This is a genomic window from Mesorhizobium sp. W050, from assembly GCF_054719535.1.
The window spans coordinates 1,861,906-1,886,613 of sequence record NZ_JBTTIH010000001.1 but is presented as its reverse complement, the minus strand read 5'-3'; the positions used below and the strand labels follow the sequence as shown (position 1 = coordinate 1,886,613).

The following is a 24,708-nucleotide window of genomic DNA, read 5'->3' as shown; positions in this document are numbered from 1 at the left end:
GTCGAGGAGCATGGCAGAAACGACACTGACGCATACCGGCCAAACGGAGACGCGGCCCGCAGGCTGGCAAGGCATCGCCGCCGATTGGTCCTCGGATCAGCGCGCGTTCAAGAACGTGTCCTGGGGCAAGGCCATGATGTGGATATTCCTGCTCAGCGACACCTTCATCTTCGGCTGCTTCCTGCTCTCCTACATGACCGCGCGCGTCTCCACACGTGTGCCGTGGCCCAATCCGAGCGAGGTCTTTGCGCTTCGCATCGGCGGTTCGGACATTCCACTGATCCTGATTGCCATCATGACCTTCGTGCTGATATCGAGCAGCGGAACGATGGCCATGGCGGTCAATTTTGGCTATCGCCGCGACCGCCGCAAAACCGCAATCCTCATGCTTCTGACGGCAGCGCTAGGAGCCACCTTCGTCGGCATGCAAGCCTTCGAATGGACCAAGCTGATTACCGAAGGCGTACGGCCGTGGGGCAATCCCTGGGGCGCGGCACAATTCGGTTCGACTTTCTTCATGATCACCGGCTTCCACGGCACGCATGTGACGATCGGCGTGATCTTCCTCATCATCGTGGCGCGAAAGGTCTGGCGTGGAGACTATGACGTCGGACGTCCCGGCTTCTTCACCAGCCGCAGGGGTCGCTACGAGAACGTCGAAATCATGGGGCTCTACTGGCATTTCGTCGACCTAGTCTGGGTGTTCATTTTCGCATTCTTCTATCTTTGGTGAGAGGCTGACATGGCTGAAGCAACCGCAAACGGCCTCGGGCAACACGCGCTGCACTCTGATCATGCGCATGAAGGGCCACCGACCGGCGTCGCGGAGGTTCATCAGGAACATCCGATCAAGCTCTATCTGGTGGTCTGGGCATGGCTGTTCATCCTCAGCGCCTGCTCCTACATGGTCGATTATCTCGGCATCCACGGCTATCTCAGATGGTCTCTGATCCTGATCTTCATGATCCTCAAGGCCGGGCTGATCGTCGCCGTGTTCATGCACATGGCCTGGGAGCGGCTGGCGCTGACCTATGCGATCATCCTGCCGCCACTTCTGATATTGGTGTTCGTGGCGATGATGCTCTTCGAAGCGGACTACACGCTTCTCACCCGGTTGTCCTTCTTCGGACCGGGGCCCTGACGCACAGTCTTCATCTCCGGTCAAAGACCGGAGATGAAGCTTCCCATCAGCTGATCTGCAGGGTCAGAGGCCTACCCGCGTCGGGGACGATGGCGGCTCCACAACCTTGCGGTAGACATGCCAGGTGGCGTGACCCAGGATCGGCAGCACGACCGCCAGCCCGGCAAACACCGGCAGCGAGCCGATGATCAAGGCGACGGCGACAATCAGTCCCCAGACAGCCATGGGGATCGGGTTCGCCAGCACCGCTCGCACCGACGTGTGGATGGCTTCGTAGGCGCCGACGTCGCGGTCGAGCAGCAATGGGAAGGCGACAACCGTCGTGCACAACACCACCGCGGCGAAGACGAAGCCGATGGCGTGCCCCAGGACAATCAGAGACCAGCCGCGTCCGGTGGCAAATATTTCATTGATGAAGCCCGAAATCGATGCAGGCGGAGCCGGGCCGAAGAGATATTCGTAGAACACCTGCGCCGCCAAAAGCCAGGCGATGAAGATTGCAACCAGCATGATCCCGACTGCGGCGATGGCTGGCAGGGCCGGAGAATTCCTGACCTCGAACGCGTGCGTCCAGGAGGTGTCGAGCCCGGCTTCTCGTCTGCGGCTGATCTCGTAAAGGCCGATCGCCGCGAATGGACCGATAAGCGCAAAGCCGGACACCAGCGGAAACAACATCGGCAACGCATTGGCACCCGAAGTCCAGGCAGCGAGCACCACGCCGACAAGCGGATAGATCAGGCAGAGAAAGACGATGTGCGACGGTTTGACCATAAAATCGTCAACACCGCGCTTGAGCGCATCGAAAAGATCGGAAACACTGACTTTTCGGATTTTGGTGTGTTCCAGCGTTTCGCTGGCGCCTGCAATCACGTGAAAACTTGTCATGCCCGTTCCTCCAGACCAGGTCCGGCAAGGTCGCGGTATCACGGTGCTGCCGTTCTGCATGACTGGCCACGCGAACCGCGACCTGCACCGCAATCAATATACTCCATTGACTGGAGCTTGTCGCCCGTTCTTACAAAAGGCTCCCGGAAGGCGAAGTTTCCGAACACAGCGTCATGCCGTCACCCTCCGGCTGACATGAACGCGCGCATCGCGATGGTATCGGCAAGCAGCACGGCAAAGATCGCGAAAAGATAGAAGATCGAATAGGCAAACAGCGCCTTGGCCGGCTTCATCTCCTTGTCGAGGATGACCAGGGCGTTCCAGGCATGCCAGATGAAACCCGCGCCCAACGCAGCCGAAACAATCCCATAGACCCCGCTCGTAAATCCGAACGCCCAGGGCAGCACTCCGATCGGTGCCAGAAGCAGTGAATAGGCGAAGATCTGCCTTCTGGTCGAGGCCTGGCCGGCCACGTTCGGCATCATCGGGATGCCGGCAGCGGCATAGTCGCCGGCCTTGAACAGTGCGAGCGCCCAGAAATGCGGCGGCGTCCACAGGAAAATGATCAGGAACAGGATCAGGCTTTCAATGCCGATGGCGCCGGTGGCCGCCGCCCAGCCGATCATCGGAGGAAGGGCACCCGCTGCGCCGCCGATGACGATGTTCTGCGGCGTCGAGCGCTTCAGCCACATCGTATAGATGACGACGTAGAAAAAGACTGTGAAGGCCAGCAGTGACGCGGCAAGCCAGCCCACCAGCACGCCGAGCGTCAGGACCGAAAGTGCGGAAAGCACCAGGCCGAAGCCGAGCGCTTCGCCGGCCGTGACGCGGCCCGACGGAACCGGCCGCTTTGACGTGCGCGACATCAGCGCGTCGATGTCGGCGTCGTACCACATGTTGAGCGCGCCGGCCGCTCCCGCTCCAACCGCAATCGCACCTATGGCGATCACGGCGATGACCGGGTTCATCGCGCCGGGCGCCACCATCAGACCGACGAAGGCGGTAAAGACGGCAAGGGCCATGACCCGAGGCTTCAAGAGCGCAAAGAAATCACTGGCCGTCGCTTCCGAGAGGCGGACGCCGGTATCCTTGAGGCTTTCCTTGACCGACATTTGAGACGACCATCGATGGAAACCGGGCAGCCTAGAGCAATTCCAGGAAAAGTGTATGCGGTTTTCCGTCCGGAATTGCGTAAGAACAAAGAGATCGAGCGGATCGCCGTTTCCGTGAAACGGTGAAACGCTCTGGCCGGCCGAAGAGCCAGGTTACGGGGAAAATTGCTTCAGATAGGCGATGACGTTGGCGACGTCCTCGTCCTTCTTGAGGCCGGGAAACGCCATCTTCGTCCCTTTGACCATTGCCTTGGGGTCGTGAAGATACGTCGTCAGTGTCGGCTCATCCCATTTGACGCCGGATGTGCCGGCCGCGATCATGGCTTCGGAATATTTAAAATCCGGATGCGTGCCGGCCGTCCGGCCGATAACGCCATGCAACGAAGGGCCTATCTTGTTGGTGTCTTGGTCTGCGACGTGGCAGACCTTGCATTTGGTGAAGACCTTCTCGCCCGCCGCGGCGTCCTGTGCCCGCGATGGATTGGCGATGAAAGTTGCAACGGAAACGACGGCGAAAAACGCAACCAAGCGCATGGCATTCCTCCCTGATCGTCAAATTTGCCTGAGACGGTCTGCACATGCCGGTAGCACCAGCATGCGCCCTGCACGGCAGAATAGATTCTCCGCTCCTCCCCAGATGGAATTGCGGCACTTGTGTACCACAGAATCTGGCCGGTAGGTAGAACAGGTCGACCGTACAAAGGTTCAGGTGGGCTGCGGTGGCTCAAGGCACATCCGCCACAACGAAAAAGGCCGCCTCGAGGGCGGCCTTTTCTGATCTTGTCGTCAGGCGCTTATTCGGCGTCCTTGGCGGCCTTCTTCTTCGGGGCTGCCTTCTTCTTCGGCTCTTCCGCGTCGTCGGCCTTTTCAGCCTTGTCGGCCTTCTTGGCAGCGGCCTTCTTCGCCGGCTTGGCCTTGGCTGTATCGCCCTCTTCGTCGTCAGCCATCAGCTCTTCCTTGCTGACCTTGACGTCGGTGACCGAGATCTGGCTGAGCAGATGGTCGACGACCTTCTCCTCGAACATCGGCGCGCGCAGCGTGTTCAGGGCTTCCGGATTGCTGCGATAGAACTCGAAGGCTTCCTGCTGCTGGTTGGCCGGGTAGCGGCGCACCTGCTCGAACAGGCCGCGCTGCAGTTCCTCGTCGGAAACGGTGACGCCGGCCTTCTCGCCGATCTCGGCCAAAACCAGGCCGAGACGCACGCGGCGCTCGGCAAGCCGCAGATATTCGGCGCGTGCCTCTTCTTCCGTCGTCTCCTCGTCGGCGAAGGTACGGCCGGCGGCTTCGAGATCGCGGTTGACTTGGGTCCAGATGTTGTTGAACTCGGCATCGACTAGCTTCGACGGCGCCTCGAACGAATAGGCCGCGTCAAGCTGGTCGAGCAGCTGGCGCTTGACCTTCTGGCGCGTCATCGAGCCGAACTGGTTCTCGATCTGGCCGCGCACCACGTCGCGCAGGCGCTCCAGCGATTCCAGGCCGAGGTTCTTGGCCATCTCGTCGTTGATTTCCAGCGCGCCGGGCTTGGACACTTCCTTGACGGTGACGTCGAAGGTGGCTTCCTTGCCGGCCAGATGCGCGGCCTGGTAGTTTTCCGGGAAAGTGACCGTGACCTGCTTCTCGTCGCCGGCCTTGGCGCCGATCAGTTGGTCCTCGAAGCCCGGAATGAATTCCTTGGACCCCAGAACCAGCGGCTGGTCGGTGCCGGCGCCGCCGGAAAAGGCCTCGCCGTCGATCTTGCCGACATAGTCGATCGAAACGCGATCGCCTTCGGCGGCCTTGCCGGTCTTCGGCTCGAAGCTTCGCGCCGATTCGGCAACGCGCTGGACCTGCTCGTCGATCTCGCTGTCCGGCACTTCGAATACCTGGCGCGTCACCTTGATGTCGGAGAAATCCTTGATCTCGATCGCCGGGATGACCTCGTAGTTGAGGCGGAATTCGAAGTCGGCGCCGCCGGCCAGGATCTTCTCGGCCTCCTTCTCGTCTTCCGTCATGATCACTTCAGGCTGCATGGCGGCCTTTTCGCCGCGCCCCGTGATGATCGAACGGGTCGAATCGTTGAGGATCTCGTTGACCACTTCGGCCATGAACGACTTGCCGTAGACCTTGCGCAAATGCTGCACAGGCACCTTGCCGGGACGGAAGCCGTTGATCCGGACCTTGTTCCTGGCGTCGGACAGCCGCGCCATCAGCTTGGCTTCCATATCACCGGCCGGCACGGTGATCTTGATCTCGCGCTTGAGACCGGAGTTGAGCGTTTCGGTGACCTGCATCGTAAAACCTTTATCTTCACCAAAGAAGCTGCCACGGCGTCTTGCCGTTCACAGCCTGCCGGTACAATCTTGCCGGGAATGGCTTTTGGTACGGAACCTGGCGATTTGACCGAAATTACGGCTCAAATTCTTCCAAACTGCGTTCCAAGATGTGAATAAGTTCTTGTTTTTCCTACTTCTTATCACATTCTGCAGAAGCGGATCGGCGCGTCCCGTCACATTTGACACGCCTTTTGTCACAGGCGAGGCCAATTTTCAACCATCTTCGCGTTGCAGCGAATTGACGCCATTTTCGCCCCGACATTGACAGAATGATGGCTACATGGGATTGCCGACAAATGCGGATGTGGCGGAACTGGTAGACGCCCTGGATTTAGGTTCCAGTGCCGAAAGGCGTGGGGGTTCGAGTCCCTTCATCCGCACCACCCTTCGCTCTATCGAGCTTCGGGTGGCAGGCCACCCAGGAGCTTGATAAAGCGAAGGGTGTCCTCCGAAGCCGTGGCGTAGGAGGACTGGCGGCGACGGCCTACACTTCAAACACTTGACCGGTAAACCACTCCGCCAATTTCGCCAGCTCCGGCCCCAGCACCCGGTCGGCGTCGACCGGCGGCACGATCTTCCTGATATCCGCGACAAAATCCTGCAATGCCGGCGGCGCGGCGCGTTCAGTCACGTACAGGGCCTGCGAGGCGATCATCGCCAGCATCGCCATTGCCGCATCGAGGCAGCGGCCGGCCGTCGCTTCCTTGGTCCAGGCGAAGAATGCAGTGGTGGCGACATCGTCCTGGCCGGCGCCGGCCGATTCGGTGCCCGGAATGAAGGTGCGCTGCGCCGCGAGTTTGGCCTGTTCGAGATAACCGGTGATCGCCATCGGCACATAGCCGACATTGCCGTGCCCGTCGCTGTCGGCCCAATGGCGCCCGGTCATCAACAGGTCGGGCAGCAGCGAGACCTTGCCGTTCAGCAGCTTTGAGGCGTGGCGGTCGCAGAGCAGGCAGAGATCGGCCCAGATCGCCGCCAGATCGTCGAGCGCCGGCGTCGCCATGGCATTGTGATAGCCGCCGGTCGAGATGCAGCGTCCCAACGGATGCGCCGTGTCGGGTGGGATATAGACCGGATTATCCGAGATCGAGGCAAGCGAGACGGTGGCCGCCTGCTCGGCGCCCGCCAGCGCCCGATGCGCATGGCCGAGCACGCGCGGCACAATGCGGTAGCTGACCGGCGCCTGATAGTTGCGCCGGCCGTCGCCGGCGCCAACCAGATATTGCCGCAACCCTTGCAAGGCGGCCGCTTCGTGCGCGTCACCCCAGAGCCCGTCGAGGGCCGCATCATAATGCTCGAGCGGCGCACGAAAGGCTTCGATCGACAGCGCAAACACCTTGTGCGCCATGGCGACGCGTCGGCGCGCGGCAAGTGCTGCGTCGGCCACGAGCGCCGCCGCGCAAGGTGAACCATTGATCAGCGAACCGCGCTCCTTCACCTCTAGCTCGAAACGCTGGGTAAGCGCGGCAAACAGCGGGTAGAGCGCCAGGATCTCGCCGGCGCCGCCCTGCCCCTGCGACGACACCACCGGCATCGGGCCGCCGTCGAGCATCGCCGCAACGGCTAGCGCGATGCGCGGCGTGGTGGCGGCATTGCCTTCGATGAAATTGGTCAGCCGTGCCAGCACGATCGCCCTGACCACGCGCTCGGGCAACGGCTCCCCGAAGGATGTGGCGGCGGCATACGCTTTGATGCGCGCATGGCGGTCGCGCTCGTCAAGTTCGAGCTTGCGGCTTGCCAGCTCGCCCATCGCGGTGGTGACGCCGTAGATGACCGGCGGCGGATCGGACTCAATGAGTTTCAGGAACGAGGCGCGGCATTCGGCAATGCGTTGCAAGGCCTTGTCGCCGATTTCGACCGTGTCGTTTCTCCAGGCGACGCGCAAAACGGCATCGAGATTGATATCTTCGCGCGTCGTCACCGTAATCGGCATTGTCTTCGCCCGTCTGGTTTGCATGAGGGCGAAGCGATCGATCGTTGCCGAAATCCATGCCCTGGGTAATGTCTTCTAGTAGAGCGGTTCCTCAAACAATGTCTTGTCGCCGTCCATCAGCGCCTTGATCTGTGCCTGGCCACTGGCGGCGAGCGCGACGCGCACGCCGAATGGCCGCACCCGCATGTAGTTCTGGATCGCCATGCCCTGGCCCTCAGGTAGGTAGAAGCGCTCGATGCCGTATTGCGGTGCGATCGTGGATTCAGGATCAAGCGTCCAGCCCGGCGCGACCTGGCCGACAATATCGGCTTCGTCGGCGGTCGCCGGCGTCGGAGCCCTGCCGAACCAGGCCGTGGTCGCATGCCAATAGCCGTCGGCGCCCGGCTTCAGCCGGACCACGATCGGCGTGTTCTCGCTCGCGAGCTGGCCGGCCGGGATGTTGGCGATCAGCTTCACCGGCAAGCGCGATATTTCATAGCCGAGGATAATATAGTCGCCGCGCAGCAGATCGCGCGGATCGACCGGCTCGACTTTCAGCAAGACCTCCTTGCCGTTGCGCAGGATCGCCGCGCGGCCGGCGATGATCCAGCTCAGGAAGCCGATCTGGACGAGCGCCAGGACCAGCGCCGAGATGACAAGTTTCTTTCCCGACATCATGCTGCCGCTCCTTCCGGGGCCTTCATGCGTTTTTCCACACGGATGATGACGAGAGCCAGGGTGCCGAAAAGCACCGCGGCAGCCAGGAAGAAGCCGGCCGTGCCGAGCATCGTCTGCAAGGTCACGACGTAGATAATGGCAAGTTCGAAGGCAAAGCCGGCATAAGCAACCCAGCGCAGCCCCCTGCTCTCGCGCCCGCCCAGCATGATCGCCGCGGCAATGCCGGCCAGCGCGATGACCGACGCAATGGCAAAGCCGTTGCTGAAGGCGTTGTCATCGCCCAGTTCGATCTGCATCATCGCCAGCCCGGTGAGAAAGCCGATCAAGGCGTGCAAAGGCAACCGCCCGCCGAGCTGCAAGATCCGGTCGGCCGGCCCGGCGGCGAAGATCGAAACCGCAAACAGCAGCGCCGACACCACGACGAGAGGAATCGCCAGGGCGAGCGTGTTCTGGTCCAGGCCGCGCACCGCGATATAGAAAATGACCGAGAGAATGATCAAGTGGCGTGCCGGCTGGCTACGCGTCCAGAACGAGACGACAAAAAGCACCGGCGCCATGATAACGAAGAAATCCGGAAATACGGGGCGGTCATAAAAGTCGAATGCGCGCACGAACAGCCAGGCAACGGATATGCCGACGGCAGCGACCGTCAGCGGGTTCGAGCGCAACGCCACCGCGGCAAATGCCGTGCCGATGCCCCAGGTGACGATGGCCGAGGCTTCGTCACCCGTGAGATGGTACATCTGGCCGATCAGCGCGATCGATCCGCCGAAGGCCGCGGCGGCCACGATCCACAGCGCCTCGCCGATCGCCGCATGGTCGCGCATCTTCAACACCGCGCCGCCGACATAGCCGGCGAGAATGACGGCAAACAGTGCCGCGACCCGCACCAGCCGTGGGATGGCGTCCCAGTTGGCGGCGACGAAGAGCAGGATCGCGGCGCCGAACAGCAGCGCCGCCATCATGGCCAATATAGTGCCGAAGCTCAGCGATTTGCGCTCGTTGGCGTCGATGTCGCGCTTAAGCGCATCGGCCGTCTTTGCGTCGATCAGGCCAGCCTGCAGCCACCGCCCGATATCGGCCCTCGCCCGCGACGAATAGCTCGCCATGCCGCTTCTCCCCCAGATTGGTCTTTCTGACAGCCGATCCGCTCAAATCGTTGACGCAACGTCATTTTCCGATTCGGGTTTCTTCATGACGAAGCGTGAATGCGCGTTAATGTTGCATTGCACAATTTGCATTGCTGCCATGCGCCAACAGCACTTTTAAATCGATATTACCCAGCCTATTTACTGTTCGTACACAAACGGAATGATCCGAAGAAAGACGAAACGAGCACTACCATGAACCTGATCCGCAACTACCGCAACTGGCGCCGCTACCGGGACACCGTCTCCGAGCTGAGCCGCCTGTCGAATCGTGAACTGACCGACCTCGGCATCAGCCGCAGCGACATCCACTACGTCGCCCGCAAGGCGGTCTAATCCTCTTCGGATCGCAAATGGTCCGAACCAGTTTTGAAAAAGAGAACGACAATGAACCTGATCCGCAACTATCGTAACTGGCGCGTTTACCGCGACACCGTTACCGAGCTGGGTCGCCTTTCGAACCGTCAGCTCCATGATCTCGGCATCGTCCGTGACGAGATCAAGATCATCGCCCGCAGAGCGACGATCTAGCCAGAATTTCGCCAGGGTCGACCTCCTCCCCGACCCTGACGGATACGGTCAGCCTTCACCTCCTCCCGAGGGTTGACCACCAAAACGGCGCCCGCCGCACCTCCTCCCGCGGCGGGCGCTGTTTCCAAAGCGAACGCAGTTCGTCTTTCCGAAGCGAACGCTAGTTCGTCTTCAAAGTGAACGCAGTTCGTCTTCCAGGGATTTCGCCTCCCTCGATCCGGCGAAAAGAATTTCGTCAAAGCCGACCTCCTCCCCGGCGATGGCGAATACGGCCGATCCCCACCTCCTCCCGAGGATCGGCCCCAAAAACGACACCCGCCGCACCTCCTCCCGCGGCGGGTGTTGTTGTTTTTGGGCAGGCTTTTCAATTGCGCATGCAGTCGATCGAGGCGCTTTACGCCGCCATCAGACCGTCGCTGCGGACATAAGAAAGTCGAGCTCCGTCGTTGCACGACAATGACCCACGCTCGCACCGGCCAATTGCAAACGGCGCGCCAAGCGATTATTCCGGCGCTCATGAGCAAAAATCCTATCCACATCGTCGGCGGCGGCCTCGCCGGCTCCGAAGCCGCCTGGCAGGCAGCACAAGCCGGTGTTCCCGTCATTTTGCATGAGATGCGCCCGGTGCGCGGCACCGATGCGCACAAGACCGATGGGCTTGCCGAACTTGTCTGTTCCAATTCCTTCCGCTCCGACGATGCCGAGAACAACGCCGTCGGCCTGCTGCATGCCGAACTGCGGCTGGCCGGCTCGCTGATCATGAGTGCCGGCGACGCCAACCAGGTGCCGGCAGGCGGCGCGCTGGCCGTGGATCGCGACGGTTTCTCCGACGCGGTGACGAAAAAGCTTGAAGCGCACCCGCTGATCACCATCGAGCGCGAGGAAGTGCCGGGCCTGCCGCCGGCGGAGTGGGACCAGGCGATCATCGCCACGGGACCGCTGACCGCGCCGTCGCTCGCCCAGTCGATCGTCGAGGCAACCGGCGCCGATGCGCTGGCCTTCTTCGACGCGATTGCCCCGATCATCCATTTCGACACGATCGACATGGACATTTGCTGGTTCCAGTCGCGCTACGACAAGGTTGGGCCCGGCGGCACCGGCAAGGACTACATCAACTGCCCGATGGACAAGGACCAGTATCTCGCCTTCGTACAGGCGCTGGTCGACGGCCAGAAGACCGAATTCAAGCAGTGGGAAGGCACGCCCTATTTCGACGGCTGCTTGCCGATCGAGATCATGGCCGAGCGCGGCGTCGAGACGCTGCGCTACGGGCCGATGAAGCCGATGGGGCTGACCAATGCCCACAATCCGACGGTAAAAGCCTATGCCGTGGTGCAGCTGCGTCAGGACAATGCGCTGGGCACGCTCTACAACATGGTCGGTTTCCAGACCAAGCTGAAGCATGCCGAGCAGGTGCGCGTGTTCCGCACCATTCCGGGTCTGGAAAACGCCGAGTTCGCCCGTCTCGGCGGCCTGCACCGCAACACCTACATCAATTCGCCGACCTTGCTCGACGCCTCGCTGCAGCTGAAGTCGCGGCCGGGCCTGCGCTTTGCCGGCCAGATCACCGGCTGCGAGGGCTATGTCGAGAGCGCGGCGATCGGCCTGCTCGCCGGCCGCTTCGCCGCCGCCGAGCGGCTCGGCCACGCGCCATCGCTGCCACCGCTCACCACCGCCTTCGGCGCCTTGCTCAACCACATCACCGGCGGCCACATCGTTTCCGACGACGAGCCGGGCAAACGCTCGTTCCAGCCGATGAACGTCAATTTCGGCCTGTTCCCGCCGGTGGAAGCACCGAAGACCGAAGGCAAACGCCTGCGCGGCAAGGACAAGACGGTGGCCAAGCGCCACGCGATCACCTCACGCGCGCGGGCAGATTGTCGGGAGTGGCTAGGGCTGCCGGCGCAAACATCGGAAGCTGCTGAATAGCCAAGTCTCAGAGTCCTAACGCGATTGACGTTTACGTTAACTCGCTGGCCAACCCCGCGTTGCGCGCCTGAGCAACAGCCAATGCCGGCGCAGAGCCGAAAGCCGGGCTGCGCCACCAAGCGGCGAGCGGCCATTGGCCATCTTGCCGAGATAGGCGCTGGTCAGCGCCAGCGGCAGGAACGCCGGACGCAGCGTTTCCGGAAGTGCGGACGCCCCTTGCTCGAAAGCGCGGAGATGCTCCTGCGCCAATGCAATCATCGCAGCCACCGCGCGCTGAGCGCCGGGGCCGCCGTCGCCGCTGACGAACTCCTCCGGCGACGAGCCGGCCGCTGCAAGGATATCCGCCGGCACGAAGCATTGCCCGCGTCGGCGATGCAGCGGCAACAGCAGCAACAGGCCGGTCATCGCCTGGGCGCAGCCGGCCCTGCCCGCCAGTTCGGCAAAGCGCGGCGCCTGATTGGGATCGAGCACCATCGCCGCCAGCTGGATCAGCGCGGCCGCCGTCTCGCCGCAATATCCCTCGAGATCGGTGCGCGACGGCATCGGATCGTCATAGAGGTCGAAGATGCGGGCCTCGAGCATGTTGTCGAAGGCAGTTTTGGGCAGGCCATGGGCAGAAATCGTCGCCTTCAGCGCATCGGCGAGCGGGTTGCCTGTGGCTGCGGCTTCAGCAGCGATGACATCGCGCCACCATTGCAGCCTCACTTCGCCCGGCAATGCCTCGTGGATGCGGTCTCGGACAGACGCAATCTCGGCATTGAAGGCGTAAAGCGAAAACAGCGCCGCGCGCTTGTCGGCCGGTGCATAGAGTGCGCTGACATAGCGGTCATGGTCGCCGGCGCGCACCGCCTCCATGACGATGTCAGCTGTATCGGTCACGTCAGTCGACGGCGATCAGCGCCGCGGCCACGGCGCGGTCTTCGGCAAGCAGAACATTGTAGGTCCGCACCGCTGCCCCCGTCGACATCGGGTCGGAGCCAATGCCAGCCGCCTTCAGCGCCGCCCGAAGTGCTGCCGGCAAGGGCCGCAAATCCTTGCCTGTGCCGACCAGCACGATCTCGACCTTGTCGGCCTCGGCCAGCAGCAGGTCGAAATCCGCCGCCGTCAGGGCCAGCGGATCGGCCGGCTCCCAGCCATGGATGCCGGAGGGCAGGCAAAGAAGCGAGCCGCGATGCGACATGTCGGCGAAGCGGAAGCCGCCATTGCCGTAGGCTTCGATCGGCGCCCGTCCGGGGAAATGCGCCTCGCGGATGACGATACCTTTTGCCACCAGCGCAGCCGTCAGGTCGCCATGGCCTTGCCGCCACCAACCGGCTTCTCCTCATCGGCGCTCGCTCCCTGCGGCCTGAGCCTGAACAGGATCAGCAAGGGCGCTGCGATGAAGATCGACGAATAGGTACCGAAGACGACGCCGAACAGCATCGCCATGGTGAACGAGCGGATCACCTCGCCGCCGAACAGCACCAGGGCCAGCAGCGCCAGGATGGTCGTCACCGAAGTCAGCGTCGTTCTCGACAGAGTCTCGTTGATGGCGTTGTTCAACAATTGCGGGAGCGGCATTCGTTTGTATTTTCGCAAATCTTCTCGAACACGGTCATAGACGACGATCGTGTCGTTGAGCGAATAGCCGATAATGGTCAGGATCGCCGCCAGCGAAGACTGGTTGAATTCGAGCCCGGTGATGACGAAGAAGCCCAGCGTCATCACCACATCGTGTACCGTCGCCACGATCGCGCCGACCGCGAACTGCCATTCGAAGCGGAACCAGACATAGACCAGGATGCCGATCAGCGCGATGATCATGGCGATCGTGCCTTGCTTGGCCAACTCGCCCGAAACGGTGGGACCCACTACCTCCACGCGGCGGAAATCGTAATTGTCCTGGAGCTCGCCGCGCACCTTGTCGATGACGGTCTGCTCGGCGTTCTCACCGCCATCCTGGGTGCCGACGCGGATCAGCACGTCGTTCGGCGCGCCGAATTGCTGGACCTGCACTTCACCGATGTTTAGCTCCGACAGCCGGCTTCTGATATCGCCAATATCGGCGTCGCCTTGCTTGGACTGCACCTCGATGATCGAGCCGCCCTTGAAGTCGATGCCGTAGTTGATGTCGATGGTCAGGAATCCGATAACCGACGCGATCGACAGCAGGCTGGACAGTGCAAAGGTCCAGCGGCGGATGCCCATGAACGGGATTTTCGTGCCGGCCGGAACGAAGGTCACCGGCGCACGCGGCAATTCCTTCGGACGCGCGCGGCGCAGCCAGATCGACACCAGCAGACGGGTGAAGGTGAAGGCGGTGAACACCGTGGTCAGGATGCCGATGGCATAGGTGATGGCGAAGCCCTTCACCGGTCCGGTGCCGAGATAGAACAGCACGACCGTGGCAATCAGCGACGTCACGTTGGAATCCACGATGGTCGCCAACGCCTTGGTGAAGCCGGTGTCGATCGACTGGATGACCGAACGGCCGGCCCGTCGCTCCTCGCGGATGCGCTCATAGATCAGCACGTTGGAATCGACCGCCATGCCGATGGTCAGCACGATACCGGCAATGCCGGGCAAGGTCAGCGTCGCGCCAAGCAGCGACAAGACCCCGACGATCATCGCCACGTGCACGGCGAGCGCAATGTTGGCGAGGAAGCCGAGAAGTCCGTACGCGACGAACATGAAGGCGACGACGAGAATGGAGCCGATGATGCCGGCGACCTTGCCGGCATGGATCGAATCCTGGCCGAGGCCCGGGCCCACCGTGCGTTCTTCGATCACGGTCAGCTTTGCCGGCAACGCACCGGCGCGCAGCAGCACGGCGAGGTCGTTGGCGCTTTCGGCGGTGAAATTGCCTGAAATCTGGCCGCTGCCGCCGAGGATCGGTTCGCGGATCACCGGCGCCGAAATCACCTGATTGTCGAGGATGATGGCGAACGGCTTGCCGACATTCTGCTGCGTCGCCTGGCCGAACCGTGTCGCACCGCGCGAGTTGAAGACGAACGAAACCACTGGCTCGTTGTTTCGGGAATCATAAGTTGCGGTGGCCTTGGCAAGATCCTCGCCGGACACGATGACGCGATTTTCCACCAGATACGGAACCGGCGGATCGTCCTGCGAATAAAGCACCGAGGAGCCTGCCGGCGGGCGGCCGTTCAGCGCATCCTGCACCGACATCGAGGTATCGACCATCTGGAAGGTCATCTTGGCGGTCTGGCCAATGATCTCCTTCAGCCTTTGCGGATCCTGCAGGCCCGGCACCTGGACGAGCACACGGTCGTCGCCCTGCCGCTGCACGATCGGCTCGGTGGTGCCGAGTTCGTTGACGCGACGCTCGACGACTTCGATCGACTGCGCCAATGCGGCTGAGGTGCGGTATTTGATGCCGGCGTCGGTGACGGTGAATTTGAGCAGCCCGGCTTCGGAATCATCCAGGGACATTTCCTGGATGGAGCCACCGGTGAACAGGCCGGCGGCGACCGGATCGGTCAGCGGCTTAAGCGCCGCCTTGGCGGCATCGATCTGGGTTGGATCGGTGATGCGCACTTGTACGGTCCTGCCGGTGCCGCCAAGGCCGGTATAGCCCACCTTGGCATCGCGCAGCAGCGTGCGGATCTCGTCTCGCGTCGTTTCCAGCTGCGCCTTGACGAGATCATTCTGGTCCATCTGCAAGAGGATGTGCGAACCGCCCTGCAGATCGAGACCAAGCGTCATCTGCCGCTTCGGCACCCAGTTGGGCAATTGCGCCAATGTGCTGGCCGGGAAGAGATTTGGCGCGGCAAGGATGAATGTGACGGCCACGGCGATCCAGATCAGGATCATCTTCAGGCGCGAAAAATACAGCATATGGCGTTGTCCGTCAGGGCGTACTGGCGGATCGTTCCGCCGACAATTCGGTTATTTCTTGGCGTTCTTATTTGCCACCGGCTCGCCCTTAACCCGCACTTCGCCGATTGTCGAGCGCGCTGAGGTCAATTTGGCGCTGCCGCCGGCAGCGGTTTCGGCGTCAATCGCCTCTGTCGGTTCCATTCTAATTCTGATCACCGCCGGGCGCTATCGTGCGCTACTCGACTATTTTCAATTGTGCAGGCATCGGTCCGGAACGCAAAAGCAAGGCCAGATCATCGGCGTTCTCCTTTGTAAGGTTGCCCGATATCTGGCCGCGGCCGTTAAGAATTGGCTCGCGGACGACTGGCACCGAAAGCACTTGGTTGTCGAGGATCATCGCAAATAGCTTGCCGACATTCTGCGAGGTCGCCTGCGCAACGCGTGCCGTTGCCCTGGAATCGAAGGTGAACGAAACCGCCGGCTCATTTGTGACGGAGTTGGGAGTCGCCTGAGCATTGACAATGTCGTCACTGGAAACGATCGTTCGGCTCTCAACCAGATAGGGAACCGGTGGATCGTCCTTCGAATAAACCACCACCGAGCCAGCGGGCGTCCGGCCATTGATCGCATCAGCGACCGGCATCGACTCATCAACCCACTGAAAAGTCAGCATTCCGGTTCGGGTGAGAATTCTCCTCAGCCTTTGCAAATCCGCAACGCCCGAGGTCCGGACCAGCATACCGTCTTCGCCCTCTGGCCGCACTACTGGGTCGGCTACACCAAGATCACGCAGGCGATTCTTAATGACCACGATCGACTGCGCAAGCGCGATCGACATCCGATACTTGATACCTGTGTCTGTTACCGTGAACTTGAGCAACGCTGCTCCGGTATCATCCAGGATCACTTCCTGGACCGGACCAGCGCTGCCAAGGACAGGATCAGTCACCGCCTCCAATGCCATCTTGGCCGCGCCGACCTGAGCGGCGTCGGTGATATGCACCTGAACGGCCCGACCCGACTTAGCAAGACCAGTATAGCCGATCCTTGCATCGCGCAGCAGCGTCCTGATTTCGTCACGCGTCGCCTCCAACCGGCGATCGATCACATCGGTCGCGTCCAATCGAAGCAGCACGTCCGCGCCGGCAGCGTGAAGACTGGGCGCGTCGACGAGCATTGTGGCCATAGCAAGCCAGATCAGGATCATTTTCAGGCGCGAAAAATGGACCATACGCCGTCTTTTGTCAGAGCTCTGCCCGCGGATCGCTCCGCTTGGGAAACTGGCTTACTTCTTGGCGTTCTGGTTGGCCACCGGCTCGCCCTTGACCCGAACATCGGCGATCGTCGAGCGCAGCGCCGTCACCTTGGTGCCGCCGCCAAGGTCGATCTCAAGCTCATTGTCGTCGATCACCTTGGTCACCTTGCCGACGAAGCCGCCGCCGGTGATGACCGTGTCGCCACGGCGCACGGCCGAGATCATCTCCTGGCGCTTCTTCAACTGGGCGCGCTGCGGCCGGATGATGAGGAAATACATGATCACGAAGATCAGAACGAACGGGAGTATCATGCCGATATCCCCGAACGGACCAAGCGGAGTTCCGGTAGCTTGGGCGTATGCCGGTGTGACGAACATCAAGAACTCCTGGTTACGAAGAAGGCCGTAGGGCGGCCTCGCCAAATTTGGCCGGAATATAGTGGGTAAAGTTACCAATGCAACTGCGCGGCCGGGCTTTCAGCTGCTTTTCCGGCCGGTTGACCCGTGTTAGAGCATGCTCCCGGAATACGGGCGTGGTTTTCGCAAAAGATCATGCCCAAACAAAAGCTTGGAACCAGTTTCTATCTCGCCCGGATCAAGACGATTTCGGCCCCTACGCACGTTCGTGCGGAAACATAAAAGACGAGACATGACCGACAGCACCATCGAGGCCCTGAACCAAAAGCTCGACCGCCTGATCGAGGCAGTCACCCGCCTCGCTCCGCCGCCGGTGCCGCAGACCGATCTTGCCGTAGCCGATTGCTTCGTCTGGCAGGCCGATCCGGGCTATCTCGAGCCGGTGCGCAAGGTCAATCGCGTCGACATCGGCCTGATACGTGGCGTCGACCGCGTGCGCGACATTCTGGTCGAAAACACCGAACGCTTCGCCGCCGGCCATGCCGCCAACAATGTGTTGTTGTGGGGTGCGCGCGGCATGGGCAAATCCTCCCTGGTCAAGGCCGTGCATGCGCAGATCAACGCCAGGTCCAAATCCGACCTGCCGCTCAAGCTGATCGAGATCCATCGCGAGGATATCGACACGCTGCCCAGGCTGATGGGCCTGCTGAAGGCGGCGCCGTTTCGCTTCATCCTGTTTTGCGACGACCTCTCCTTCGACCATGACGACACCTCCTACAAGTCGCTGAAGGCAGCCCTTGAAGGCGGCGTCGAGGGCCGCCCGGCCAATGTCATCTTCTACGCCACGTCGAACCGCCGGCACCTGTTGCCGCGCGACATGATCGACAATGAGCGCTCGACCGCCATCAACCCGTCCGAGGCGGTCGAGGAAAAGGTTTCGCTGTCCGACCGTTTCGGCCTGTGGCTCGGCTTCCACAAATGTTCGCAGGACGAATATCTCGATATGGTCAACGGCTATGCCAGCCATCATGGACTGAAGATCGACCCGGAGACGTTGCGCGCCGACGCCCTGGAATGGGCAACGACACGCGGCAGCCGCTCGGGCCGCGTCGCCTGGCAGTTCACCCAGGATCTGGCCGGCCGGCTCGGCAAGCCGCTGAACGACTGATTGATTTGCGTCAGGTCACTGAAAAAGCCCGCCCCTTGCGGAGCGGGCTGAGCCGGCGGGCCGGACTGGAGGTCAGACGGCCTGCAAAACGTTTATTGTTCTATTCGAGATAGCCAGAGGGGTCGACCGGGGCCGAGTTCTTGCGCACTTCGAAGTGCAGTTTCGGCGAGTCGGTGGTCCCGCTCATGCCCGACAGCGCGATTTCCTGGCCGCGCTTGACCTTCTGGCCGCGCTGCACTTCGATCGACCTGGCGTGGCCATAGACGGTGACCAGCCCGTTTTCGTGGCGCACCAGAACCGTATTGCCGAATTCCTTGAGGCCGTCGCCGGCATAGATGACCACGCCGTTTTCGGCCGCCTTGACCGGCGTCCCCTCAGGCACGGCGATGTCGACACCATCCTTGCCGCCACCAAAATTGGAGATGACGCGGCCACGCACCGGCCAACGCATCTTGCCGATGCCGGTGGCATCGGGCGCAACAGCATCGTCGTCCTCGGCCTGCTGGATAACCTTGGCGTCCTTCTTCGGCGGCGTGTAGGTGGCGAGTGTCTCCGTCGGCTTTGCCGCCGGTTGGGTGGTCGCGGTCGTCACCGGATCAACTTTGGCCGGCTTGGCGCTGGCGACCGTTGCGGTGCCACCTGCCGGAACCTTCAGCGTCTGGCCGATCTTGAGCAGGCCGTCCTGCATGCCGTTCGCCTGCTTCAGCACCACGACGCCAACGCCGGTCTTCCTGGCGATGGAGGACATGGTGTCGCCTGACTGGACCGTGTAGGTGCCCGCGCCGGCCTTTGGCGCGGCCGAGGCCGTCTGCGCCGGCTTGTCGGTCTTCGGCTTGTTCGCTGCCGAAGCGTCAACCTGCGCGGCGGACTTGCCGTCCTTGAGTTTCGGCTGCTGCGGCAGCACGGCGACCTTTTCCGGCGCCGGCGCCTTGGGGCTGTTTGCCGGCTTGCCGTCGGCAAGTTTCGGCTCTGTCCCCTTGCTTGAATAGGCATAGGCCGGGATGACCAGTTTCTGACCGGTCTTCAGCCCCTTGGTGGCGCTCAAGCCGTTGACCTTCATGATCACGTCGGCGGGCACATGATAGCGATGAGCGATGCCGGAAATGGTCTCGCCGTCGCTGACCACGATCTCGGTCGCATGCGGCGTACCAGCCGCAACTGGTTTCGGATCGGAGTCACCGGCATTCTTGAACGGCCTCGCCGGCTGGACGGTGCCGGTAGTCGTTCTGTCGACATGCGGTGCCGGTGCAAGCGCCGGCGCGGAAGCGGTACGCATCGGAGCAGCTTTGGGCGCGCTCGGCGGCGGCAGCTGCTGGACGGTGACCGGCTCCAGGCTGGAGCGGCTGACCGACTGGTTATGGCTGCCATCGACAGGTGCCGCAGCGATCGGCTCGGCCGCCACATCGCCCGGATAGGGCTGAGCGGTGCTCTGCTTGTCGATGATGGCGCGCTGATTGTTGGTCGAGGAGGTGAAGACGTCGTCGACACCATTGAACCGCGAGACTTGGGAGCTACACCCCGCCGCCACTCCGGCTAGCATGAGGACAGCGCAGCCCCGCGACAGAGTACGCCCGTTTGCCTTCAAAACACTGAATTGCATCGCACTAACCCGCACAGACCCGGTACACACTGGTCATGATTAAAGCGCGTTAATGTTACTGGCGGGTTAACCCCATAGAATCAGACGCAAATTTTCTTAAAACATTTTCGAACGCGCCGAAGGTGCGTTGAGATTCAGGTCAGGCCGAGTCGAAAATGACAGGTTCTGAGAACCGGCCTACGCCGGCCGTAGCCTTCATAGAGCGGAGGCATTTATGACGGCTTCGACCGGCGAAGGCCGGAGCGGAGCGTACTCAAACATGTGAGCACCGGAAGCGCAGGAACCTGCCATTTGCAGGCCGGCCTCACATGAATATCAGCGCACCTAAATAACCGCCGCGACGCTGCGCAGGATCGGCTGCAGGCGCACGGTGCCGATATCCTCGCGCTCGAAGCGGCTGCCGACCTTGGTCAGCTTGGCCAGCACCTGCTCGCCCTCCTCCGGCCCGATCGGGGCAATGACGATGCCGCCGCTCGACAATTGGTCGAGCAGGAAGCGCGGCAGGCTGTCGAAAGCCGCCCAGGCTACGATGCGGTCGAACGGCGCTTCATTGGCAAGCCCGTTGGAACCGTCGGCCTGGCGCACGATGACATTGCCGATGCCGAGCGCCTCGAAGCGTTGCCTGGCCTGCTCGGCCAGCGTTTTGTAGCGGTCGACGCTGACGATGCGCGCCGCGAGCCGCGACATCACCGCTGCCGTGTAGCCCGAGCCGGTGCCGATCTCCAGCACCCGGTTGCCGGGCTCTATTGCCAGGGCCGCAATCACCGCCGCCTGCAGATCGGCGCCCTCGATCGCCTCGCCGCATTCGATCGGCAGCATGCCGTCCGACCAGGCGATGGAATGGAACTGGCCGTTGAGGAAGCCGCGCCGCGGCGTCGCCTCGAAGGCTGCGATCAGCGCCTTCGGCACCGCGCCTTGGCCGCGCAGGCGCAGCAGGAAAGCGGCAAAACCCTCGCGATCGTCGAGCGGCAAGTTCATGCCAGAACCTTCTTCATGCGAACACCTTATTCAGACAGCGCCTTGGTCAGTTGGTCACGGATTTTATGCGCGGTGAGGTCAAGCTGCAGCGGCGTCACAGACACGAGCCGGTTGCGCAGAGCATGGAGATCGGTGCCCTGCTTGCCCTCGACCGGCTCGCGGCCGAAGCGCAGCCAGTAATAAGGCAGGCCGCGCCCGTCGCGGCGCTCGTCGACCCAAAGGCTGTGCACCAGCTTGCCCTGCGACGTCACGACGGTGCCGGCAACCTCGTCAGGCAGGCAGTTGGGAAAGTTGACGTTGAGCAGCACGCCGTCCGGCAGCGGCATGGCGACGAGCCTTTTCAGCAGCGCCGGCGCCAGCGCTTCGGTGGTCTCGTAGGGAACGACGCGGTCCTCGCCGACATAGGAATAACCCTGGCTGAGTGCGATCGAGCGGATGCCGAGCAGCGCGCCTTCCATGGCGCCGGCGACGGTGCCGGAATAGGTGACGTCGTCAGCGATGTTGGCGCCGGAATTGACACCGGACAGGATCAGGTCCGGCGCGCCAGGCAGGATCTTCTTGACGCCCATGATGACGCAGTCGGTCGGCGTGCCGCGCACGGCGTAGTGTTTCTCGCCGATCTTGCGCAGCCGGAGCGGCTCCGAGATCGACAGCGAGTGCGCGTAGCCGGACTGGTCCTGCTCCGGCGCCACGACCCAGACATCGTCCGACAGCGTGCGGGCGATGCGTTCGAGCGACGCCAGGCCCTCGGCATGGATGCCGTCATCATTGGTCAGAAGGATGCGCATTACTTCGATTCGATCTTCGCCAGACCGCCCATATAAGGCCGCAGCACTTCAGGAATGGTTACGCTGCCATCCTCATTCTGGTAGTTTTCGATGACGGCAATCAGCGCACGGCCGACAGCGGTGCCCGAACCGTTCAGCGTGTGCACAAAGCGGTTGCCCTTGCCATCCCGGTCCTTGTAGCGGGCATCCATGCGCCTGGCCTGGAAGTCGCCGCAGACCGAGCAGGACGAGATTTCGCGATAGGCGTTCTGGCCGGGCAGCCAGACCTCGATGTCGTAGGTCTTGCGCGCGCCAAACCCCATGTCGCCCGTGCACAGGACCATGGTGCGGAACGGCAGCTCCAGTCGCTTCAGCACCTCTTCCGCGCACTGCGTCATCCGCTCGTGCTCGGCGAGCGAAGACTCCTGGTCGGTGACCGAGACCAGCTCGACCTTGTAGAACTGGTGCTGGCGCAACATGCCGCGCGTATCGCGGCCGGCGGAGCCCGCTTCCGAGCGGAAGCACGGCGTCAGCGCCGTATAGCGCAGCGGCAGCTTTTCATGGGCCGTGATTTCTTCGCGCACCAGGTTGGTGAGCGGGACCTCGGCGGTTGGAATCAACCCGAGCCGGCCATCGCCATGCTGCACGAAGAACAGGTCGTCCTCGAATTTCGGCAGCTGGTTGGTCCCGAAAAGCACTTCGTCGCGCACCATCAGTGGCGGGATGACTTCTTCATAGCCATGCTCGGTCGTGTGCAGATCGAGCATGAACTGGCCGATGGCGCGCTCCATCCGCGCCAGCCCGCTCTTCAGCACGGTGAAGCGTGATCCCGACAGCTTTGCCGCCCGCTCGAAATCCATCATGCCGAGCGCTTCGCCGATCTCGAAATGCTCCTTCACCCAGTTCGGCCGGGTCGGCACCTCGCCGACGATATGCTTGACGACATTGTCGTGCTCGTCCTTGCCGACCGGCACGTCGTCGAGCGGCACATTCGGCAGCACCGCCAGCGCATCGTTCAGCGTCTTGTCGAGCTCGCGCTCGCGCGCCTCGCCATTCTGGATGAAGGTCTTGATATCGCCGACTTCGGCCTTGAGCTTTTCGGCAAGTGCCGTGTCGCCCGAACGCATGGCGTTGCCGATCTCCTTCGAGGCGGCGTTGCGGCGTTCCTGCTTGGTCTGCAGCTCGGTGACGTGCTCGCGCCGCGCTTCGTCCTTCTTGATCAGCTCATCGACCGTGGACTGCGCCTCGTCAGCCGACCACGAGCGCTTGGCCAGCGCCTCGACAAGGGCCTTCGGGTTGTCGCGAATCCATTTGATATCAAGCATGGTTGGTCGTCCTCGAGCTAAGGCCTGAGGGCGTAAACCGCATCCTTCATCGATGCAAGATGGCGGCTGTCGCGTTTTTCCGCTAACGCGGATACCCGAACGCGACAGCCTATGAACGAGCCTGCTTTGAGGACGCGTCCGCCGCCTTTTCGGCCACGGCTTCGGCGGCTTCCTGCTTCTCGCGCGCCAGCTTCTGCTTGACCTGATCGCGCTCGATCAGCCGGGCCGCCCAGATCGACACCTCGTAGAGCAGGATGGTCGGGATGGCCAAACCGATCTGGCTCATCGGATCAGGCGGCGTCAGCACCGCCGCGACGACGAAGGCGATGACGATCGCCCATTTGCGCTTCTCGGCCAGCGCCTTCGACGACAGCATGCCGACGCGCGTCATCAGGCTGGTCACCACCGGCAGCTGGAACACCAGGCCGAAGGAGAAGATCAGCGTCATGATCAGGCTGAGATATTCCGACACTTTCGGCAGCAGCGAAATCTGCACCTGGTCGTCGGTGCCGGCCTGCTGCATGGCGAGGAAGAACCACATCACCATCGGCGTGAAGAAGAAATAGACCAGCGACGCTCCCATCAGGAACAGGATCGGCGATGCGATAAGGAACGGCAGGAAGGCGTTGCGTTCGTTCTTGTAGAGGCCTGGCGCGATGAATTTGTAGATCTGCGTGGCGATCAGCGGAAAGGCGATGACCATGCCGCCGAACATGGCGAGCTTGACCTGGGTGAAGAAGAATTCCTGCGGCGCCGTATAGATCAGCTCGACCTTGTGCGGATCGAGCCCGGCCCACTGCGTGGCCCACTTGAACGGAACGACCAAAAGATTGAACAGCTTCTTGGCAAAGAAGAAGCAGACGAGGAAGGCGACGAAGAAACCGCCGATCGACCAGATCAGCCGCCGGCGCAGTTCGATCAGATGCTCCATCAGCGGAGCCGACGACTTCTCGATCTCGTCCTTTTCGCTATCCGTAATGCTCACTTGGCGGCCCCCGCCGTCTTCTTGGACGCGGGCTTCGTGGCCGGCGCAAGCTTCGGCTCAGCCTTTGCGACTGCCTTCGGTGCAGCAGCGGGCTTGGTGGCGGCTTTTCCAGGTGCAGCCTTGGCGGGCGCCGCTGACGGCTTGGCCGCAACCTTCGCCGCAGGCGCCGGCTTTGCCGGTGCTGCCTTGGCTGCCGCTGTTTTGGTTGCCGGGGCCTTTGATATCGCAGCCCCCTTGGCGCGCGCGTTTCGTGGCGCTGCTGTTGCTGCACCCGGTGTCACCACCGCCTGATCGGTCATCGCCGGAAGAATCGGCGCCGCCGGCGCTGTTTCCGGTCCGTTGACACCCGGCATCACCGTCGCGCCGTTCTTGAGCGGCTCGGCCGGCTGTGGTGTTTCTGCCGCGGGCGTTGAGGGGTCGACGGCGGGCTTCGGCTTCATCACCGCATCGACGCCGGAGCGAACCTCGGCTGCCGCCTGTTCGAACGGATTGAGCTGCTTGCGAATCTCGGCCGCCGGATTGAGGCCGCGCAGCGTATCGACAGACTTCTTGACGTCGTCGAGCTCGGCTTCCTTCAACGCCTCGTTGAACTGCTTCTGGAAGTCGGAGGCCATGGCACGCAGCTTCGCCGTCGTGCGGCCGAAGGTGCGCAGCATATTGGGCAAATCCTTGGGTCCGACGACCACGATCATGACGATCGCGATCACCAGCATTTCGGTCCAGCCGACTTCAAACATGGCAATCAGTTCCGACTAGTGCTTGTCGCCCAAAAGTGCGAAGCGGTTTTGGGACAACGACTTGCACAAAAG

Annotated in this window: 24 protein-coding genes and 1 tRNA gene; 7 read left to right on the top strand and 18 right to left on the bottom strand. The window is 62.2% G+C overall.

Annotation, left to right across the window (positions count from 1 at the left end; all coding sequences use genetic code 11):
• Window positions 1–10: 10 nt before the first annotated feature.
• Both ACYG9Y_RS09005 and ACYG9Y_RS09000 read left to right on the top strand, forming a co-directional pair.
• Entirely contained in the window at window positions 11–733 is a 723-nt protein-coding gene (locus tag ACYG9Y_RS09005) for a heme-copper oxidase subunit III family protein (RefSeq protein ID WP_023667664.1), read from the top strand.
• Window positions 734–742: 9 nt separating this feature from the next.
• Window positions 743–1,141, top strand: coding sequence for a cytochrome C oxidase subunit IV family protein (locus ACYG9Y_RS09000; RefSeq protein WP_023733688.1), 399 nt, complete (start codon window positions 743–745; stop codon window positions 1,139–1,141).
• 63 nt (window positions 1,142–1,204) lie between these two features.
• Here the strand turns inward: ACYG9Y_RS09000 and ACYG9Y_RS08995 are convergent, their stop codons facing one another.
• The 4 genes from ACYG9Y_RS08995 to tig form a co-directional block, all read right to left on the bottom strand.
• Window positions 1,205–2,026: a DUF2189 domain-containing protein gene (locus tag ACYG9Y_RS08995; protein WP_023739004.1), complete on the bottom strand. Its 822-nt coding sequence runs from the start codon at window positions 2,024–2,026 to the stop codon at window positions 1,205–1,207.
• Between the two features lie 179 nt (window positions 2,027–2,205).
• Window positions 2,206–3,138: a heme o synthase gene (locus ACYG9Y_RS08990; protein WP_023739005.1), complete on the bottom strand. Its 933-nt coding sequence runs from the start codon at window positions 3,136–3,138 to the stop codon at window positions 2,206–2,208.
• Window positions 3,139–3,291: 153 nt separating this feature from the next.
• A complete protein-coding gene (locus tag ACYG9Y_RS08985) occupies window positions 3,292–3,672 on the bottom strand; it encodes a c-type cytochrome (protein WP_023667668.1) in 381 nt (126 codons plus the stop codon).
• 260 nt (window positions 3,673–3,932) lie between these two features.
• A complete protein-coding gene (tig, locus tag ACYG9Y_RS08980) occupies window positions 3,933–5,408 on the bottom strand; it encodes a trigger factor (protein ID WP_023681635.1) in 1,476 nt (491 codons plus the stop codon).
• A gap of 340 nt (window positions 5,409–5,748) precedes the next feature.
• Here tig and ACYG9Y_RS08975 point away from each other — a divergent pair.
• A tRNA-Leu gene (locus ACYG9Y_RS08975) sits at window positions 5,749–5,833 on the top strand.
• Between the two features lie 101 nt (window positions 5,834–5,934).
• On the opposite strand, the gene ACYG9Y_RS08970 is transcribed toward ACYG9Y_RS08975, so the two are convergent.
• The 3 genes from ACYG9Y_RS08970 to ACYG9Y_RS08960 form a co-directional block, all read right to left on the bottom strand.
• Window positions 5,935–7,383 carry an aromatic amino acid lyase gene (locus tag ACYG9Y_RS08970; protein WP_023739006.1) on the bottom strand — a complete coding sequence of 483 codons (1,449 nt, stop codon included), beginning with the start codon at window positions 7,381–7,383 and terminating at the stop codon, window positions 5,935–5,937.
• Window positions 7,384–7,458: 75 nt separating this feature from the next.
• Complete coding sequence (locus tag ACYG9Y_RS08965) at window positions 7,459–8,040, bottom strand: GDYXXLXY domain-containing protein (protein ID WP_023739007.1); 582 nt, start codon at window positions 8,038–8,040, stop codon at window positions 7,459–7,461.
• The gene (locus tag ACYG9Y_RS08960; RefSeq protein ID WP_023739008.1) at window positions 8,037–9,149 is read right to left on the bottom strand and encodes a DUF2157 domain-containing protein; all 1,113 of its coding nucleotides are present in this window, start codon (window positions 9,147–9,149) and stop codon (window positions 8,037–8,039) included. Before ACYG9Y_RS08960 ends, ACYG9Y_RS08965 begins: the two co-directional genes overlap by 4 nt.
• Window positions 9,150–9,383: 234 nt before the next feature.
• On the opposite strand from ACYG9Y_RS08960, the gene ACYG9Y_RS08955 reads away from it, so the two are divergent.
• From ACYG9Y_RS08955 to trmFO, 3 genes are all read left to right on the top strand, one after another.
• On the top strand, window positions 9,384–9,524 hold the full coding sequence (locus tag ACYG9Y_RS08955; protein WP_006335194.1) for a DUF1127 domain-containing protein: 141 nt from the start codon (window positions 9,384–9,386) through the stop codon (window positions 9,522–9,524).
• 51 nt (window positions 9,525–9,575) lie between these two features.
• On the top strand, window positions 9,576–9,719 hold the full coding sequence (locus tag ACYG9Y_RS08950) for a DUF1127 domain-containing protein (protein ID WP_023667673.1): 144 nt from the start codon (window positions 9,576–9,578) through the stop codon (window positions 9,717–9,719).
• Between the two features lie 516 nt (window positions 9,720–10,235).
• Entirely contained in the window at window positions 10,236–11,648 is a 1,413-nt protein-coding gene (gene trmFO / locus ACYG9Y_RS08945) for a methylenetetrahydrofolate--tRNA-(uracil(54)-C(5))-methyltransferase (FADH(2)-oxidizing) TrmFO (RefSeq protein ID WP_023739009.1), read from the top strand.
• A 36-nt stretch (window positions 11,649–11,684) separates the two neighbouring features.
• Here the strand turns inward: trmFO and ACYG9Y_RS08940 are convergent, their stop codons facing one another.
• The 5 genes from ACYG9Y_RS08940 to yajC all read right to left on the bottom strand — a co-directional run bounded on the left by ACYG9Y_RS08940 (window position 11,685) and on the right by yajC (window position 17,097).
• Window positions 11,685–12,503, bottom strand: a complete 819-nt coding sequence (locus ACYG9Y_RS08940; protein WP_023739010.1) for a phytoene/squalene synthase family protein — start codon at window positions 12,501–12,503, stop codon at window positions 11,685–11,687.
• A gap of 25 nt (window positions 12,504–12,528) precedes the next feature.
• A complete protein-coding gene (locus ACYG9Y_RS08935; protein ID WP_023739011.1) occupies window positions 12,529–12,918 on the bottom strand; it encodes an Mth938-like domain-containing protein in 390 nt (129 codons plus the stop codon).
• An 11-nt stretch (window positions 12,919–12,929) separates the two neighbouring features.
• Entirely contained in the window at window positions 12,930–15,482 is a 2,553-nt protein-coding gene (secDF, locus tag ACYG9Y_RS08930) for a protein translocase subunit SecDF (protein WP_023667677.1), read from the bottom strand.
• Between the two features lie 217 nt (window positions 15,483–15,699).
• Window positions 15,700–16,695, bottom strand: a complete 996-nt coding sequence (locus ACYG9Y_RS08925; protein WP_023688225.1) for a SecDF P1 head subdomain-containing protein — start codon at window positions 16,693–16,695, stop codon at window positions 15,700–15,702.
• Between the two features lie 54 nt (window positions 16,696–16,749).
• Complete coding sequence (yajC, locus tag ACYG9Y_RS08920; protein ID WP_023667680.1) at window positions 16,750–17,097, bottom strand: preprotein translocase subunit YajC; 348 nt, start codon at window positions 17,095–17,097, stop codon at window positions 16,750–16,752.
• Window positions 17,098–17,368: 271 nt separating this feature from the next.
• On the opposite strand from yajC, the gene ACYG9Y_RS08915 reads away from it, so the two are divergent.
• Entirely contained in the window at window positions 17,369–18,244 is an 876-nt protein-coding gene (locus ACYG9Y_RS08915) for an ATP-binding protein (protein ID WP_023739012.1), read from the top strand.
• 100 nt (window positions 18,245–18,344) lie between these two features.
• On the opposite strand, the gene ACYG9Y_RS08910 is transcribed toward ACYG9Y_RS08915, so the two are convergent.
• The 6 genes from ACYG9Y_RS08910 to tatB all read right to left on the bottom strand — a co-directional run bounded on the left by ACYG9Y_RS08910 (window position 18,345) and on the right by tatB (window position 24,636).
• Window positions 18,345–19,844, bottom strand: coding sequence for a peptidoglycan DD-metalloendopeptidase family protein (locus ACYG9Y_RS08910; protein ID WP_023688223.1), 1,500 nt, complete (start codon window positions 19,842–19,844; stop codon window positions 18,345–18,347).
• 324 nt (window positions 19,845–20,168) lie between these two features.
• Entirely contained in the window at window positions 20,169–20,822 is a 654-nt protein-coding gene (locus tag ACYG9Y_RS08905; RefSeq protein WP_023667683.1) for a protein-L-isoaspartate(D-aspartate) O-methyltransferase, read from the bottom strand.
• Between the two features lie 26 nt (window positions 20,823–20,848).
• Window positions 20,849–21,610 carry a 5'/3'-nucleotidase SurE gene (gene surE, locus ACYG9Y_RS08900; RefSeq protein ID WP_023739013.1) on the bottom strand — a complete coding sequence of 254 codons (762 nt, stop codon included), beginning with the start codon at window positions 21,608–21,610 and terminating at the stop codon, window positions 20,849–20,851.
• Window positions 21,610–22,914 carry a serine--tRNA ligase gene (gene serS / locus ACYG9Y_RS08895; RefSeq protein WP_023667685.1) on the bottom strand — a complete coding sequence of 435 codons (1,305 nt, stop codon included), beginning with the start codon at window positions 22,912–22,914 and terminating at the stop codon, window positions 21,610–21,612. The genes surE and serS overlap by 1 nt, the downstream gene beginning before the upstream one ends.
• 109 nt (window positions 22,915–23,023) lie before the next feature.
• Window positions 23,024–23,899 carry a twin-arginine translocase subunit TatC gene (gene tatC / locus ACYG9Y_RS08890; protein WP_023667686.1) on the bottom strand — a complete coding sequence of 292 codons (876 nt, stop codon included), beginning with the start codon at window positions 23,897–23,899 and terminating at the stop codon, window positions 23,024–23,026.
• Window positions 23,896–24,636 (bottom strand): Sec-independent protein translocase protein TatB, encoded by a 741-nt coding sequence (tatB, locus tag ACYG9Y_RS08885; RefSeq protein WP_023739014.1) that lies wholly within the window; start codon window positions 24,634–24,636, stop codon window positions 23,896–23,898. The genes tatC and tatB overlap by 4 nt, the downstream gene beginning before the upstream one ends.
• Between the last annotated feature and the right edge of the window lie 72 nt (window positions 24,637–24,708).

What these genes read in the sequence shown, in the direction of transcription:
- tatB (WP_023739014.1), bottom strand. Translation starts at nt 24,636, where the DNA reads ATGTTTGAAGTCGGCTGGACCGAAATGCTGGTGATCGCGATCGTCATG.
- ACYG9Y_RS08955 (WP_006335194.1), top strand. Translation starts at nt 9,384, where the DNA reads ATGAACCTGATCCGCAACTACCGCAACTGGCGCCGCTACCGGGACACC.
- serS (WP_023667685.1), bottom strand. Translation starts at nt 22,914, where the DNA reads ATGCTTGATATCAAATGGATTCGCGACAACCCGAAGGCCCTTGTCGAG.
- trmFO (WP_023739009.1), top strand. Translation starts at nt 10,236, where the DNA reads ATGAGCAAAAATCCTATCCACATCGTCGGCGGCGGCCTCGCCGGCTCC.
- ACYG9Y_RS08950 (WP_023667673.1), top strand. Translation starts at nt 9,576, where the DNA reads ATGAACCTGATCCGCAACTATCGTAACTGGCGCGTTTACCGCGACACC.
- ACYG9Y_RS08995 (WP_023739004.1), bottom strand. Translation starts at nt 2,026, where the DNA reads ATGACAAGTTTTCACGTGATTGCAGGCGCCAGCGAAACGCTGGAACAC.
- ACYG9Y_RS09005 (WP_023667664.1), top strand. Translation starts at nt 11, where the DNA reads ATGGCAGAAACGACACTGACGCATACCGGCCAAACGGAGACGCGGCCC.
- surE (WP_023739013.1), bottom strand. Translation starts at nt 21,610, where the DNA reads ATGCGCATCCTTCTGACCAATGATGACGGCATCCATGCCGAGGGCCTG.
- ACYG9Y_RS08915 (WP_023739012.1), top strand. Translation starts at nt 17,369, where the DNA reads ATGACCGACAGCACCATCGAGGCCCTGAACCAAAAGCTCGACCGCCTG.
- ACYG9Y_RS08990 (WP_023739005.1), bottom strand. Translation starts at nt 3,138, where the DNA reads ATGTCGGTCAAGGAAAGCCTCAAGGATACCGGCGTCCGCCTCTCGGAA.
- ACYG9Y_RS08965 (WP_023739007.1), bottom strand. Translation starts at nt 8,040, where the DNA reads ATGATGTCGGGAAAGAAACTTGTCATCTCGGCGCTGGTCCTGGCGCTC.
- ACYG9Y_RS08985 (WP_023667668.1), bottom strand. Translation starts at nt 3,672, where the DNA reads ATGCGCTTGGTTGCGTTTTTCGCCGTCGTTTCCGTTGCAACTTTCATC.
- ACYG9Y_RS08960 (WP_023739008.1), bottom strand. Translation starts at nt 9,149, where the DNA reads ATGGCGAGCTATTCGTCGCGGGCGAGGGCCGATATCGGGCGGTGGCTG.
- ACYG9Y_RS09000 (WP_023733688.1), top strand. Translation starts at nt 743, where the DNA reads ATGGCTGAAGCAACCGCAAACGGCCTCGGGCAACACGCGCTGCACTCT.
- ACYG9Y_RS08940 (WP_023739010.1), bottom strand. Translation starts at nt 12,503, where the DNA reads ATGGAGGCGGTGCGCGCCGGCGACCATGACCGCTATGTCAGCGCACTC.
- ACYG9Y_RS08925 (WP_023688225.1), bottom strand. Translation starts at nt 16,695, where the DNA reads ATGGTCCATTTTTCGCGCCTGAAAATGATCCTGATCTGGCTTGCTATG.
- yajC (WP_023667680.1), bottom strand. Translation starts at nt 17,097, where the DNA reads ATGTTCGTCACACCGGCATACGCCCAAGCTACCGGAACTCCGCTTGGT.
- secDF (WP_023667677.1), bottom strand. Translation starts at nt 15,482, where the DNA reads ATGCTGTATTTTTCGCGCCTGAAGATGATCCTGATCTGGATCGCCGTG.
- tig (WP_023681635.1), bottom strand. Translation starts at nt 5,408, where the DNA reads ATGCAGGTCACCGAAACGCTCAACTCCGGTCTCAAGCGCGAGATCAAG.
- ACYG9Y_RS08970 (WP_023739006.1), bottom strand. Translation starts at nt 7,383, where the DNA reads ATGCCGATTACGGTGACGACGCGCGAAGATATCAATCTCGATGCCGTT.
- ACYG9Y_RS08905 (WP_023667683.1), bottom strand. Translation starts at nt 20,822, where the DNA reads ATGAACTTGCCGCTCGACGATCGCGAGGGTTTTGCCGCTTTCCTGCTG.
- ACYG9Y_RS08910 (WP_023688223.1), bottom strand. Translation starts at nt 19,844, where the DNA reads ATGCAATTCAGTGTTTTGAAGGCAAACGGGCGTACTCTGTCGCGGGGC.